Source organism: Streptomyces sp. TP-A0356 (assembly GCF_001417775.1).
Lineage (GTDB): Bacteria > Actinomycetota > Actinomycetes > Streptomycetales > Streptomycetaceae > Streptomyces.
The window spans coordinates 303,446-317,693 of the sequence record NZ_BBZJ01000014.1; the positions used below are offsets into that span (position 1 = coordinate 303,446).

At 71.3% G+C, this 14,248-nt stretch carries 10 protein-coding genes; 5 read left to right on the top strand and 5 right to left on the bottom strand.

From position 1 onward, the window contains the following. Positions 1-87 precede the first annotated feature (87 nt). Complete coding sequence (locus ASC56_RS07370) at positions 88-873, top strand: SDR family oxidoreductase (protein WP_055490411.1); 786 nt, start codon at positions 88-90, stop codon at positions 871-873. A gap of 372 nt (positions 874-1,245) precedes the next feature. After that, complete coding sequence (locus ASC56_RS07375; protein ID WP_055490412.1) at positions 1,246-2,817, top strand: sodium:solute symporter family protein; 1,572 nt, start codon at positions 1,246-1,248, stop codon at positions 2,815-2,817. A gap of 248 nt (positions 2,818-3,065) precedes the next feature. Here ASC56_RS07375 and ASC56_RS07380 read toward each other — a convergent pair whose 3' ends face one another. After that, positions 3,066-4,181, bottom strand: coding sequence for an ADP-ribosylglycohydrolase family protein (locus ASC56_RS07380; RefSeq protein WP_055490413.1), 1,116 nt, complete (start codon positions 4,179-4,181; stop codon positions 3,066-3,068). A 343-nt stretch (positions 4,182-4,524) separates the two neighbouring features. Between ASC56_RS07380 and ASC56_RS07385 the strand changes: the two genes are divergently transcribed. Next, complete coding sequence (locus ASC56_RS07385) at positions 4,525-5,019, top strand: DUF2165 domain-containing protein (protein WP_055490414.1); 495 nt, start codon at positions 4,525-4,527, stop codon at positions 5,017-5,019. A gap of 32 nt (positions 5,020-5,051) precedes the next feature. Here ASC56_RS07385 and ASC56_RS07390 read toward each other — a convergent pair whose 3' ends face one another. Then, positions 5,052-7,640: a bifunctional FO biosynthesis protein CofGH gene (locus ASC56_RS07390; protein ID WP_055490415.1), complete on the bottom strand. Its 2,589-nt coding sequence runs from the start codon at positions 7,638-7,640 to the stop codon at positions 5,052-5,054. 224 nt (positions 7,641-7,864) lie between these two features. Here ASC56_RS07390 and ASC56_RS07395 point away from each other — a divergent pair, with 224 nt between their 5' ends. Beyond that, a complete protein-coding gene (locus ASC56_RS07395; protein WP_055490416.1) occupies positions 7,865-9,385 on the top strand; it encodes a CehA/McbA family metallohydrolase in 1,521 nt (506 codons plus the stop codon). An 87-nt stretch (positions 9,386-9,472) separates the two neighbouring features. Continuing rightward, on the top strand, positions 9,473-9,868 hold the full coding sequence (locus ASC56_RS07400) for a nitroreductase/quinone reductase family protein (protein ID WP_055490417.1): 396 nt from the start codon (positions 9,473-9,475) through the stop codon (positions 9,866-9,868). Between the two features lie 25 nt (positions 9,869-9,893). Here ASC56_RS07400 and ASC56_RS07405 read toward each other — a convergent pair whose 3' ends face one another. The 3 genes from ASC56_RS07405 to ASC56_RS07415 are packed head-to-tail and all read right to left on the bottom strand — an operon-like array spanning position 9,894 to position 14,203. After that, positions 9,894-11,345 carry an aldehyde dehydrogenase family protein gene (locus ASC56_RS07405; protein ID WP_055490418.1) on the bottom strand — a complete coding sequence of 484 codons (1,452 nt, stop codon included), beginning with the start codon at positions 11,343-11,345 and terminating at the stop codon, positions 9,894-9,896. Continuing rightward, positions 11,342-13,072, bottom strand: a complete 1,731-nt coding sequence (locus ASC56_RS07410; protein WP_055490419.1) for an amidohydrolase family protein — start codon at positions 13,070-13,072, stop codon at positions 11,342-11,344. The genes ASC56_RS07405 and ASC56_RS07410 overlap by 4 nt, the downstream gene beginning before the upstream one ends. Before the next feature lie 12 nt (positions 13,073-13,084). Beyond that, complete coding sequence (locus ASC56_RS07415; protein ID WP_079102350.1) at positions 13,085-14,203, bottom strand: LLM class flavin-dependent oxidoreductase; 1,119 nt, start codon at positions 14,201-14,203, stop codon at positions 13,085-13,087. Positions 14,204-14,248: the final 45 nt, after the last annotated feature.

Below are 14,248 nucleotides of genomic sequence, written 5' to 3' on the forward strand. Positions count from 1 at the left end.
CTTCCTTCCTCCGCCGCACAGCCCTACTCTGACGCTTCGTCAGATAATTGGCCAGAGTCGCGACCGCCGCCGGGACGAGGGGGCTCGATGTCACTGCTCCAGGGCAAGACCGTCGTCGTCTCAGGGGTCGGTGCCGGACTCGGCCACCAGGTCGCGGCGGCCGTGGTGCGCGACGGCGGCAACGCGGTGCTCGGCGCGCGCACGGAGGCGAATCTCGCCAGGTCCGCCGCCGAGCTCGATCCGGACGGAGCGCACACGGCGTACCGGACGACGGACATCACCGACGAGGCGCAGTGCGAGGCGCTCGCGGCGCTGGCGCTGTGTCGGTTCGGGCGGATCGACGCGGTGGTCCACGTCGCCGCCTGGGACAGCTACTTCGGTGGCCTTCAGGACGCGGACTTCGCCACCTGGCACTCGGTCGTCGATGTGAACCTGCTGGGGACCCTGCGTATGACGAGAGCGTGCCTGCCGGCCCTCAGGACATGCGGAGGCTCGGTCGTCTTCATCGGCACTCAGTCGTCCGTGGCCGCGCCCTCCCAGGTACGGCAGGCGGCGTACGCGGCATCGAAGGGCGCACTGACCAGCGCGATGTACTCGCTGGCCCGGGAGCTCGGCCCGTACCGGATCCGGGTCAACACCGTGCTGCCCGGCTGGATGTGGGGCCCGCCCGTCGAGGCGTACGTGCAGTTCACCGCGCACGCCGAAGGCCTGCCGGAGGCGGAGGTGAAGCGGCGCCTGACGGACCGGATGGCGCTGCCCGAACTGGCCACGGACGGCGATGTGGCGGACGCGGCGGTGTTCCTGGCCTCCGACCGGGCGCGGGCGATCACGGGGCAGTCCCTGCTCGTGAACGCCGGAGAACTCATGCGCTGACCCGGTGAACCCCTGGGCAGGAAGGGTGCGTCGGCCCTTCCATCACGTCCCGCGACTCCTCTCCGGGCCGCACGGGACCCGCATCCCGTAAGCCCGATCCCTCGGATGTCCTCACTGGCGAAGTGCCCGCTCATGGTGTGTTCCGCGTCACGGGCGCGACAACCGCCACGAAGGCCAAGAGAAGGTAAATTTGTTCGCCTCACTGATCTGTGTTCACATCCGTGACCGGGAAAGGTCTTGACCGCCCGCCTGACCGGCGGTTCAATCCTCCAAGTCCCCCGCTCCCGCACGGGGGCGCCGCCCGTGTGCTCGTACTGGCGAAGTGCCGTCCGGTATCTGCAAGTTCACAAGGCGGACCCCTGGAGGGGGCACATGAACGGTCTCGACTGGGCCGTCCTGGTCGCGTACTTCGGCGTGATGACCGCGATCGGCGTCTGGTCCCACAAGCGCGTCGACGACGTCAGCGACTTCTTCACCGCGGGCGGCAGGATGCCGTGGTGGCTGTCCGGCATCTCGCACCACATGTCGGGCTACAGCGCCGTGATGTTCACGGGCTACGCCGGCATCGCCTACACCTACGGCATCACGTCCTACGTCACCTGGGCGCTGCCCATCGCCATCGGCGTGCTGATCGGCGCGAAGCTGTTCGCGCCACGCCTGAACCGGCTGCGCTCCCGGCTGCATGTGGCCTCGCCGCTGGAGTACCTCAAGGACCGCTACAACGTGCCCACGCAGCAGGCGCTGGCCTGGTCCGGCATCCTGCTGAAGATCGTGGACGTGGGCGCGAAGTGGGCCGCGATCGCGACGCTGCTGAGCGTCTTCACCGGGGTCTCGCTCACCCAGGGCATCATCATCACCGGCGCCATCACGGCCGTGTACTGCACGATCGGCGGCCTGTGGGCCGACGCTCTGACGGAACTGGGGCAGTTCGTCATCCAGTTGCTGGCGGGTCTGGCGATGCTGATCATCGCGCTGAACAAGATCTCCGACCAGGGCGGTCTGTCCAAGGCGCTGGACTCGCCGAAGCTGGCCGGGCACGGGCACGGATTCGCGGGCCCCTACATGACGGTCTTCTTCATCGCGTACCTGTTCATCAAGCTGTTCGAGTACAACGGCGGCATGTGGAACCAGGCCCAGCGCTACATGGCGACGGGCAGCGCCGGGCAGGCGACCCGATCGGCGCTGCTGTCGGCGGGTCTGTGGTTCGTCTGGCCGGTCATCCTCTTCATCCCGATGTGGCTGTCGCCGCTCCTGGTCACGGCGAAGAAGCCGGACGGCTCGGACGCGTACGGCCTGATGACCGAACAGCTGCTGCCGCACGGTCTGCTGGGCCTGGTGGTCGTGGGCTTCTTCTCCCACACGATGGCCATGTGCTCCTCCGACGCCAACGCGATCGCGGCGGTCTTCACCCGGGACGTGGTGCCGGTGCTCTCGAAGGCGGCACGGGCGTGGAACGCCCGCACGGGCCTGATCGCGGGCCGGGTGACCACGGTCGCGTTCCTCGGCCTGTCGATGGCGGTGGCGACGCAGGTCAACTCCCCCACGTTCAAGGACATCATCACGGTGGTCATCAAGTGGGTGGCCGGCCTGATGGGCCCGATCGCGATCCCGTTCATCCTGGGCCTGCTGCGCCCGTTCCGCAGGTCGGGCCCGACGGCTGCGCTCAGCAGCTGGGCGGCCGGTCTGCTGGCCTTCTTCGTCGTCAACTACCACCTCGACTTCTCCCAGCGCACGGATGTGAAGCTGGAGTACCAGGTGGCGCTGCCGATGGTGATCTCGCTGCTGCTGTATGTCCTGATCGGCCTGGTGAAGCCGGAGGACACGCCCGAGAGGGACGGGATCATCGAGAAGGTCAACACGGACGACGACGGGGCTTCGGCGGCGCTGCCGACGACGGATGCCGTTGAGCCCGCTCCGGGCACAACCAGCCCGTCCGGCGCTTGAGGACGAGGCCGTTCAGACCGAAGGAGGCTGGGGGCGCAGCTCCCGGTACGGCCCTTAAGAGCTCCGAACAAAATGGGCGCCCGGCTCGCGGCGCCTGGCACGCCCTCCCCCAAGCTCTTCGAGCAGGGGGGACCCCCAGCTGCGTTGCCGAAAGGCCCTAGTAGCTCCGCTACGAGGACCTTCCGGCGCCTTGCGATCGCACGCACCAGACGCCGCGAGCTGATCGGACTCCCATTTTGTTCGGAGCTCTAAGCCCGGGGGTAGCGCGCCAGCCATCCCGGCGCGGATCCCGTAGGGCCGTGCAGCGCAGCGCCCTGCGTCATCTCCATCGCGAAGTCGTCCGCCAGCACCAGCAGCGTGGAACGGCCCTCCAGCTCGGCCAGCCAGGCCGGCGGGAGGGCCGTTTCGCCGTACAGTGCTCCGAGCAGTCCGCCGGCCAGCGCCCCCGCGGTGCCCGAGGGCCCCCCGTGGTTCACCGCCAGGCACAGCCCGTGCCGGACGTCCTCCCCCACCAGCGCGCAGTACACGGCGACGGCCAGCACCCCCTCCGCCGTACCGGCCCCGGCCAGCTCCTCGATCCGTTCGGGCGTGGGCATCCCCTGCCGCATCGCGCCCAGCGCGTGCTGCAGCGCATCGGCGACCGGCTGCTGCCCCGGCCGGGGGGCCAGCAGTGCGAGAGCCCGCTGCACGGCCCCGTCCAGGCTCTCGCCGCGCGCCAGCGCGTGCACGATCACGGCGTACGCGCCCGCCGACAGATACGCCGTGGGGTGCCCGTGGGACTGGGCCGCGCACTCGATCGCGAGCTGCAGCACGAGCTGCGGATCCCAGCCGACGAGCAGCCCGAACGGCGCGGAGCGCGCCGCCGCCTCGGGCCCCCGCTCGCCGGGGTTCTTGGGCGCGTCCAGCGTGCCCATGATGTCGTCGCCGAAGCCGAGCAGACAGGCCCTGGCCGGGGAGCGGCGGGCGTACAGCCACTCCTCCCGGGCCAGCCAGCCGTCGTCCTTGCGGCGCTCGTCCGGCCCCCAGTCCCGCTGGGTGGCCGCCCAGCGCAGATACGCCCGGTGCAGATCGGTCGGCGGATGCCAGGCGCCGGTGTCCCGGCGGACCTGGGCGCGCACGAGCCCGTCGACGGAGAACAGGGTGAGCTGGGTGAGATGCGTGATCGCACCGCGTCGGCCGTGCCCGAACGCGAGGTCGCGGAGCCCCTCGTGACCGTGCGCCTCACGGATCTCCTCCAGCGTGAGTCCGTCGAGCGGCGCGCCCAGGGCGTCGCCGACCGCAGCGCCGAGCAGCGTCCCTCGCACGCGACTGCGAAAGTCCTGCTGCTCGGTGCGGCCCCAGACGGCACCGGCTGTCGCACCCACCCAGGCCTCCTCAGGGCACCATCCGCATGTCCGACAGTCCAGCACTGTAATCGAACGGGAACGGCCGCTTCAGCGGGCGGATCCGTATACGGTCCGTGACCTCCTCGTCCCCGACCGGCCGGTGGTCAGCCTCACCTGGTCACGCTGCGCACGGATCCGCCACTGAGCGTGTTCACCCCTGCGGGTGATCACCGCCGCGTCGGGCGTCAGTCTGCGACGGCCGCGCCCGCGCCACTCGTACACCCCCTCCACCGCCCCCTCCACCCGCACCGGAGCCCGTCCGGCTCCAATTCTGGCTCAATGTGCGCGGGCCGCACCCGGCCGCGCGGGGAAGGCCCCTGTCATGACCACCACCTCACGCACGCTCCCCCTGACCGCCACCCTGCTCATCAGTACCGTCGCCCTCTACATCGCGCTCGTCGCGTTCGGCAACATCACCGACTTCGGGACCAACCAGCAGTTCGTACGCCATGTCCTCGCGATGGACACGACGTTCAAGGACCACGACCTGATGTGGCGGGCCATCACCTCGGGCGCCTGGCAGGACGCGGCCTACGTGGCGATCATCGCCTGGGAGACGCTCGCGGCGCTGGTCCTGATCACCGCGACCTGGCTGTGGGCCCGCCGCCACCCCCGCGCCCGGCAGCTCTCCACCCTCGGCCTGCTCATGCTCCTGCTGCTGTTCGGCGCCGGGTTCGTCGCGATAGGCGGGGAGTGGTTCGCGATGTGGCAGTCCAAGACCTGGAACGGCCTGGACGCGGCCACCCGCGTGATCGTCCTGGCCGGGGTCACCCTCCTGGTGACGCATCTGCCGGGGGCGGCCCCGGAGAACGGCTGAATCCGTCTCCGTCCCACCCGGTGCGCCATTGCTCAGTCGCCCAGCACCGGCAGCAGCTCCGGCAGATGACCGTCCGACGCGGTCGCCGCACGCTGCCGCTCCGGCGGGACCTCGCCGTACAGCGTGGTGCGCGGCCTGGCGGGGCGGCCGGCCGCCTCCGCCACCGCGACGAGGTCCCGGACGGACTTGTACGAGCCGTACGACGAGCCCGCCATACGGGAGATGGTCTCCTCCATCAGGGTGCCGCCCAGGTCGTTGGCGCCGGAGCGGAGCATCTCCGCCGCCCCCTCCGTGCCCAGCTTCACCCAACTGGTCTGGATGTTGGGGATGTGGGGGTGCAGCAGCAGACGCGCCATCGCCGTCACCGCGCGGTTGTCGCGCATCGTCGGGCCGGGGCGTGCGATGCCCGCCAGGTACACCGGTGCGTTGGTGTGGATGAACGGCAGCGTCACGAACTCCGTGAAGCCGCCCGTCCGCTGCTGGATCCGGGAGAGGGTGCGGAAGTGGCCCAGCCAGTGGCGGGGCTGGTCCACATGGCCGTACATCATCGTGGACGACGAGCGGATGCCCAGTTCGTGCGCCGTCGTCACGACCTCGATCCAGGTCGCCGTCGGCAGCTTGCCCTTCGTCAGGACCCAGCGGACCTCGTCGTCCAGGATCTCGGCGGCCGTTCCGGGGATCGTGTCGAGACCCGCCTCCTTCGCCGCCGTCAGCCACTCGCGGATGGACATGCCGGTGCGTGTCGCGCCGTTGACCACCTCCATGGGGGAGAAGGCGTGCACGTGCATGCCGGGGACCCGGGACTTGACCGCCTTCGCGATGTCGAAGTACGCCGTGCCGGGGAGGTCGGGGTGGATCCCGCCCTGCATGCACACCTCCACCGCGCCCACGTCCCACGCCTGCTGGGCGCGGTCCGCGACCTGCTCCAGGGAGAGGGTGTACGCGTCGGCGTCCGTGCGGCGCTGGGCGAAGGCGCAGAAGCGGCAGCCGGTGTAGCAGACGTTCGTGAAGTTGATGTTCCGGGTGACGATGTACGTGACGTCGTCGCCGACCGCCGACCTGCGCACGTCGTCCGCGACCCGGCACAGCGCGTCCAGCGCGGGGCCGTCCGCGTGCAGCAGGGCCAGCGCCTCGTCGTCGGTCAGCCGGGTCGGGTCGGCGGCGGCGGTGCGCAGCGCCGACCGTACGTCCGTGTCGATGCGCTCCGGGGCCATGCCGGGGGCCGCGGCCTCGCGCAGCGCCTCCCAGTCGCCGTACACCTCGTCGAAGTCGTCCCGGCGGTCGCTCGTGCGCCCGTCGGTGTCGATCGTACGGTGCAGGTCCGTACGGCCGGACGCCCGGAACACCTCTTCCGGCTCCTGCCAGGGGTGTCCCTCGACGACCGCGTCCTCGCGCGCGAGGCCCGTTCCCGGGTCCGCCAGCGCCCTTACGTGCGGCAGCAGCCGGGGATCCAGCCACGGTTCCCCGCGCCGCACGAACTCCGGGTAGACGCACAGCCGTTCGCGCAGCTCGAAGCCCGCCGCCGCGGAGCGCTCCCGCAGCAACTCGATCTGTGGCCAGGGACGCTCCGGGTTCACATGGTCGATGGTCAGCGGCGAGACCCCGCCCCAGTCGTCGATGCCGGCGCCGATGAGCCGCTCGTACTCGTCGTCGACCAGGTTCGGCGGTGCCTGGAGACAGGCGCTCGGGCCCATGATGTGCCGGGCCACGGCGATCGTGGCGACCAGTTCGTCCAGTTCCGCGTCCGGCATGCCGCGCATCGCCGTGTCCGGCTTGGCGCGGAAGTTCTGGATGATCAGCTCCTGGATGCCATGGTGGGCCCGCGCCACCTTCCGCAGCGCGAACAGGGACTCCGCGCGCTCCTCGTACGTCTCGCCGATGCCGATCAGCAGCCCGCTGGTGAAGGGCACCGAGGAGCGTCCGGCGTCCTCCAGGACGCGCAGCCGGACCGCCGGTTCCTTGTCGGGTGAGCCGTGGTGCGGGCCGCCCGGCTCGGACCACAGCCGTTGAGCGGTCGTCTCCAGCATCATGCCCATCGACGGGGCGACCGGCTTGAGCCGCTGGAAGTCCGTCCAGGACATCACGCCGGGGTTGAGGTGCGGCAGCAGGCCCGTCTCCTCCAGGATCCGGATCGAGATGGCCCGTACGTAGGCGATCGTGTCGTCGTACCCGTGCGCGTCCAGCCACTCGCGGGCCTCGGGCCAGCGGTCCTCGGGCTTGTCACCGAGGGTGATCAGGGCCTCCTTGCAGCCCAGGGCCGCGCCCTTGCGGGCGACGTCGAGGACCTCGTCCGGGGACATGAACATCCCGTGCCCGGCCCGGCGCAGCTTGCCCGGCACCGTGACGAAGGTGCAGTAGTGGCACTTGTCGCGGCACAGACGGGTGAGCGGGATGAAGACGCTCTTGGAGTACGTGATGACTCCGGGCCGGCCGGCGGCCCCGAGGCCCGCGTCGCGCACCCGGGCGGCGGACACGGCGAGGTCGTCGAGGTCCGCGCCGCGGGCCTGGAGAAGCACCGCTGCCTCGGTGACGTCGAGCGCGACGCCGTCGCGGGCACGTTTGAGGGCGCGACGCATGGAGTTCTCGGTGGGGCCGGTTCCGGAGGTCGCGGAAGTCGTCATCCTCCGAGCATACGTTTGCGGTGATCAGGGCCCCCGGGGCGGATGTGTGTCGGCGGGGCGGACCGGGCGTCACGCCGTGTCAGGGCCGCCGGGGACACCGGGTGTTCCACCGGACGTGGCCGCCGATCGGCCTCCCGTGGAGCGGCGTTCACGGGTGGGCATCAGAGTGGTACGCACCATCACTGCACACCACCCCTGTCATCCGACACGCTGGGAGCAGCAGCATGTGCGAGGACGACCACGGCATCGGCAGACGCGCACTGTTCGTGACGGGTGCGGCCGCCGCGCTTACGTTGGGAACCGTGAGCTTCCCCAACGGCCCCGCCGCCGAGGCGGCGAGCAACCAGGAGACGAGGACGGTGCGCGGCACGCTGCCCACCGGCTCTCCCGACTTCGTGTATCTCCCCGTCGACGTCCCCGAGGGCGTCCGGGAGATCAAGGTCGCCTACACCTACGACAGGCCGTCCGTCCCGGCCGGCACCCCGGGCAACGCCCTCGACATCGGCATCTTCGACGAGCGTGGCACCGCGCTGGGCGGCAACGGCTTCCGCGGCTGGTCCGGCGGCGCGCGCACCGAGTTCTTCGTCCGTGCGGACGACGCGACCCCGGGGTACATCCCCGGCCCGGTCCGCCCGGGCACCTGGCACATCGCCCTGGGCCCCTACACGGTGGCGCCGCAGGGCCTCGGCTACGAGGTCACGATCACGCTCACGTACGGCGAGCAGGGCAGGACCCCGGCGCCCGGGTACCCGCCGTCCCGGGCGAGGGGCCGGGGCCGCGCCTGGTACCGCGGCGACTGCCATATGCACTCCTGGTACTCGGACGGCCGCCGTACGCCCGCCGAGATCGCGGCGCTGGCGCGGGCCGCGGGCCTCGACTTCATCAACAGCTCGGAGCACAACACCCACTCCTCGCACCCGCACTGGGCCGACCAGGCGGGCGACGACCTGCTGATCATGCTGGGCGAGGAGGTGACCACGCGCAACGGCCACGTGGTGGCCCTGGGCACCGACCCCGGCACGTTCGTCGACTGGCGCTACCGGGCGCGCGACAACCGCTGGGCCCGGTTCGCCCGGGACATCCGCCGGGCGGGCGGCCTGGTCGTCCCGGCTCATCCGCACGCCACCTGCGTCGGCTGCGGATGGAAGTTCGGCTTCGCCGAGGCGGACGCGGTCGAGGTGTGGAACGGCCCCTTCACCCCGGACGACGAGGCGACGCTGGCGGAGTGGGACAACACACTGGTGGCGTCGGTCCGGGAGGGACACGGCAGGTGGCTGCCGGCGATGGGCAACAGCGACGCACACCGCGACCCCGACGCGATCGGCACCCCGCAGACGGTGGTCCTCGCCGACGACCTGACCCGGGAGGCCGTCCAGGAGGGCATCCGCGCGGGCCGATCGTACGTCGCCGAGTCCAGGAACGTCTCGCTGGCCTTCACGGCGTCGGGCGCCCACGGCGAACACGCGGGCATCGGCGAGCGGCTGCGGGTGGGCCGCGACACCCCCGTCACGGTCCGTCTGGAGGCGCAGGGCGCGCCCCGCTGCACGATCCGCTTCGTCACCGACCAGGGCGTGCTGTTCACGAGCGACCCGCTGCCGGTGTCGGGGACCGGCTCGGCCGAGTGGCACACCACACCGGCGTACGCGGCGTACGTACGGGCGGAGCTGCGGCACGAGACGGCGGCGGGACCGGTGCCGGGAGTGATGGCCGCGTTCACGAACCCGATCTTCCTGGGCGAGGTGTGAGGCGGACCGGCGACGGGACACCCCGGTGAGGGGTCTGCGACACTGCGCGCGTACCCCTCACCGGCCGCACCCGGAGGCAACTGGACCATGTCGCGTCACGTGGACCTCAAGTACAAGGCCGTCACGGCGTTCCAGCGCCACCTCGCCAATCCGTTGCTGCGCCGACTGCCGTTCCAGACGGTCCTGGAGACGACGGGCCGCGTGTCGGGACTGCCCCGCCGGACTCCCGTGGGCGGCCGGCGCGTCGGGGACTCCTTCTGGCTGGTCTCCGAGTACGGCGAGAGGTCCCAGTACGTCCGCAACATCCGGGCGCATGCACGCGTCCGGGTCCGCATCCGGGGGCGCTGGCACACCGGTACGGCCCATCCGCTCCCGGACGACGACCCCCGGGCCCGGCTCAGGACGCTGCCTCGTCTCAACAGCGCGGCGGTACGGGCCCTGGGGGCGGAGCTGCTCACCGTGCGAGTGGACCTGGACGGCTGAGGGGTCCTTGCGCTATGCCCGCCCGTCACCCCGGCCAGACGATCGCCTGGAGCTCGCTGTACGCGTGCAGCGCGTACGAGCCGACGTCCCGGCCGACACCGCTCTTCTTGAAGCCGCCGAACGGGGCCTCCATGTTGCGCCCGACCGTGTTCACGCCGACGCCGCCCGCCCGCAGCCGGCGGGCCACGCGGAAGGCGCGGGCCACGTCGCCGGACCAGACGTAGTCGAGCAGGCCGTAGTCCGTGTCGTTGGCCAGGGCGATGCCCTCCTCCTCGGAGTCGAAGGGGACGACCACGACGACAGGACCGAAGATCTCCTCGCGGACCACCCGCATGTCGGGGGTGCAGTCCGCGAGGAGGGTGGGGGCGATGTAGAACCCGCGCTCGCACGGCGGGCGTTGGCCCCCCGCGACCAGCCGCGCACCTTCCTTACGGCCCAGTTCCACGTACGACTCCACGCGGTCCCGGTGCGCGGCCGAGATCACCGGGCCCACCACCGTGCCCCGCTCGCGCGGGTCGCCGACCGGCAAGTGACGTGCGTGGGCGGCGAGTTCGGACACCAGGCGGTCGTACACCCCCCGTTGTGCGATCACCCGTGTCGGCGCCGTGCAGATCTGGCCGCTGTAGAAGGAGAACGTGGTGCCTATTGCGGCCACCGCCGACCGGACGTCCGCGTCGTCGAAGACCAGCGCCGCGCCCTTGCCGCCCAGCTCCATCAGCTGCCGTTTCATGGACCGGCCGCACACCTCGGCGATGCGCTGCCCGACCGCCGTGGAGCCGGTGAAGCTCACCATGTCGACGTCCGGGCAGTCGACGGCGGCCTGGCCGGCCTCCGGGCCCGATCCGCTCACCACGTTGACGACGCCCGGCGGCGCGCCCGCCGCCTCCAGCACCTCGGCCATGCGGTACACCGACAGCGGGTCCTGCGGGGCGGGCTTGACCACCACCGTGTTGCCCATCGCCAGCGCGGGCGCGACCTTGCCCGCGGGGTTGGCCCACGGGTTGTTGTACGAGGTGATGCAGGTGACCACGCCGACCGGCTGGCGCACCGCGAGCGCGCCCATGACGGCGGCAGGGCCGAACGGTCCGGCCTCGTTGATCTGCGGCGGCAGCGGCTGTTCCACCGGCTCCACGCGCGCGTAGCGCCGGAACCGCGCCACCGCTACCCCGACCTGCATCCCGCGCGCGGTGCCGGTGGTGGCGCCGCTCTCCGCCTGCGCCAGGCCGGCGTACGGCACGAGGTTGCGCTGCATCACGTCCGCCGCGCGGGCGAGGACGGCCGCCCGTTCCTCCGGGGTCTTTCCCGCCCACGGTCCGAAGGCCTCGCGGGCCGCGGCGCAGGCCGCGTGCACCTGCTCCCGGGATGCCTCCGGCGCCCATCCGACGGTCTGTTCGGTCGCCGGGTCCAGGATCTCGTAGTGGCCCCCGTCGGGCTCGGTCCAGGCACCGCCGATGAACAGCCGCTGCCGCTCGCTCACCTGGTGCTCACCGTCCCGGTGTCCCGCCCGGAGCGCAGCACCCTGCCCGGTACGGCTCCGGTCACCACGTCGTCCCGGATCGCCTCGACGCCGTTGACCCAGACCGCCCTCACCCCGATCGCGCGGGAGTCCAGCCGCGGGCTGTCTCCCGGCAGGTCGCGCACCAGGGTGGCCTGCCCTGCGTCGATCCGCTCCGGGTCGAACAGGACCAGGTCCGCGTGGAAACCCTCCCGCACCCGGCCTCGCTCCCGCAGCCCGAACAGCCGCGCGGGATCGTCCGTCAGCATCCTCACGGCCCGCTCCAGCGGCACCAGCTTCCGGCCGCGCAGACAGTCCCCCAGGAACCGGGTCGTGTACGGGGCCCCGCACATGCGGTCCAGATGGGCGCCCGCGTCGGAGCCGCCGAGCAGTACGTCCTCGTGCCGCCAGGTCTCGGCCCGCAGGGCCCAGGAGTCGGGGTCGTTGTCGGTGGGCATGGGCCACAGCACCGTACGCAGGTCGTCGTTCGCGCAGATCTCGACCAGGCACGTGAAGGGGTCCTGGCCGCGCTCGGCCGCGATGTCCTTGACCACCCGCCCGGTCAGGCCCTCGTTCTCGGGGCTGTAGGTGTCCCCGATGACGTACCGGCCGAAGTTCGCGAGCCTGCGGAAGACGCCCGCCTCCCTGGAGTCGGCGCGGCGCAGCATGCCGGCTCGGACCTCCGGGTCGCGCAACCTCGCGATGCGCTCGGGCACGGGCAGGCCGAGGACCGGGCCCCATCCCGGGATCAGGTTGAGCGCGCAGAAGGTGCCGAGCGACATGTTCATCGGCGTGAGGATCGGCATGGTGAGGGCCACCACCCGGCCGCCCGCCTTCCGGGCGCGCTCGCTCGCGGCCAGCTGGCGCGGCACCCGCTCGGGGACGGCCGCGTCGATCGTGAGGACGTTCCAGTTGAGGGGGCGTGCCGCCGCCGCGCTCAGCTCCGCCAGCAGGTCGATCTCGACGTCGCTGAACTGGTCGAGGCAGCCCGCGACGATCGCCTCGATCTGTGTGCCCTCGTGCTCGCCGACGGCCCGCGCGAGCGCCAGCAGCTCCGCCGGGCGCGCGTGCCGGGAGGCGACCGGGTTCCCGTCGCCGTCGGAGTGCGTGGCGGACTGGGTGGTGGACAGGCCCCAGGCGCCCGCGTCCATGGCCTCGTGGAAGACCCGGAGCATGGCGTCCAGTTGCTCCCGGGTCGGCTGTCCGCCGATCGCTTCGGGACCCATCACATACCGCCGCAGCGCGCAGTGCCCCACCATGAAGCCCGCGTTGACGGCGATCCGGCCCACCAGGGCGTCCAGGTACTCCCCGAAGGTGTGCCAGGTCCAGGGCGCGCCCTCCTCCAGGGCGACCAGGGACATGCCCTCCACCTTGGACATCATCCGCCGGGTGTAGTCGGCGTCCTCGGGGCGCTCGGGATGGAGCGGGGCGAGCGTGAAACCGCAGTTGCCGGCCGCGACCGTGGTGACCCCGTGGTTCAGGGAGGGGGTCGCGTACGGGTCCCAGAACAGCTGGGCGTCGTAGTGGGTGTGCGGGTCGACGAAGCCGGGGGCGAGGACGAGACCGGTCGCGTCCTCGGACGTACGGGACTCCTCGGGGACCGTGCCGACCGCGGCGATACGGCCCTCCCGGATCCCCACGTCCGCGGTGTACCCGGGCGCGCCCGTCCCGTCCACGACGGTCGCTCCCCTGATGATGTGGTCGAGCACCGGGTCACCCCCTCAGACGGCCTGGCGGAACCGGGTGGTGCGGTGCACCGGGTCCGTGTCGATCTTCGGGATCACGTGCTCGCCGATGAGCCGGATCGTCCGCAGCGTCTCCTCCTTCGGGATCCCGACCGGCAGCCCGAAGCTGAGCTGGTCGGCCCCGGCCTGCTCCCACCTCTTGCACTGGGTCAGCACCTCGTCTGGGTCGCCGCAGATGAGCAGTTCCTCCTCGATGAGGAGTTCCAGGAATTCCTCGGTGTACCGGGGCAGTGTCTCGGGCCAGACGGGGAAGCCCTCGGGGCGCGGGAAGGTGTCGTGGTAGCGGAAGACGAGGGACGGCAGGTAGTGCAGTCCACCGTGCACCGCGGTCCGTATCGCCTCCTCGTGGGTGGGCGCGCAGATGGCGGTGGTCGTCACCATCACGTTGTCGTTGACGAAGTCCCCGATGGGCTCGGCGTCCACGATCGCCCTCTTGTACTGCTCCAGGACCCACTCCATGTCGGAGACCTTCTGCACGCTGAAGCCGAGCACCCCGAGCCCCTTCCTGGCGGCCATGGCGTACGACGGCGGGGACCCGGCCGCGTACCACATCGCGGGGTGCGACCTCCCGTACGGCTTGGGGAGGACCTTGCGCGGCGGCAGCGACCAGTGCTTGCCCCGGAAGCCTGCGTACTCGTCCTGGAGCCACATCTTCGGGAACTCGGCGATGGTCTCCTCCCAGATCTCCTTGGTGTGGTTCATGTCGGTGACGCCGGGGAGGAAGCCGAGGATCTCGTGGGAGCCGGCCCCGCGTCCGCTGCCGAACTCGAAGCGGTTCTCGGTGAGGTGGTCGAGCATGGCGACCTTCTCGGCGACCTTCACCGGGTGGTTGACCTGGGCGAGCGGGTTGAAGATCCCGGAGCCGAGGTGGATGCGCTCGGTGGCGTGGGCGAGGTAGCCGAGGAAGACGTCGTTGGCGGAGAGGTGCGAGTACTCCTCCAGGAAGTGGTGTTCGGACGCCCAGGCGTACTTGAAGCCGGACTTGTCCGCCTGGATGACGTACTCGGTCTCCTCCATCAGCGCCTTGTGCTCCGCGAGCGGGTCGGTCTCGGCCCGCTTGCCCACGTATCCCTGTACAAAGAGCCCGAATTCCACGGAGGTTCACCGTCCCCACGAATCTATCTGACATACCGTCAGATT

Coding starts and splice junctions, on each gene's coding strand:
- ASC56_RS07370 (WP_055490411.1), top strand. CDS start 88: ATGTCACTGCTCCAGGGCAAGACCGTCGTCGTCTCAGGGGTCGGTGCC.
- ASC56_RS07375 (WP_055490412.1), top strand. CDS start 1,246: ATGAACGGTCTCGACTGGGCCGTCCTGGTCGCGTACTTCGGCGTGATG.
- ASC56_RS07385 (WP_055490414.1), top strand. CDS start 4,525: ATGACCACCACCTCACGCACGCTCCCCCTGACCGCCACCCTGCTCATC.
- ASC56_RS07390 (WP_055490415.1), bottom strand. CDS start 7,640: ATGACGACTTCCGCGACCTCCGGAACCGGCCCCACCGAGAACTCCATG.
- ASC56_RS07395 (WP_055490416.1), top strand. CDS start 7,865: ATGTGCGAGGACGACCACGGCATCGGCAGACGCGCACTGTTCGTGACG.
- ASC56_RS07400 (WP_055490417.1), top strand. CDS start 9,473: ATGTCGCGTCACGTGGACCTCAAGTACAAGGCCGTCACGGCGTTCCAG.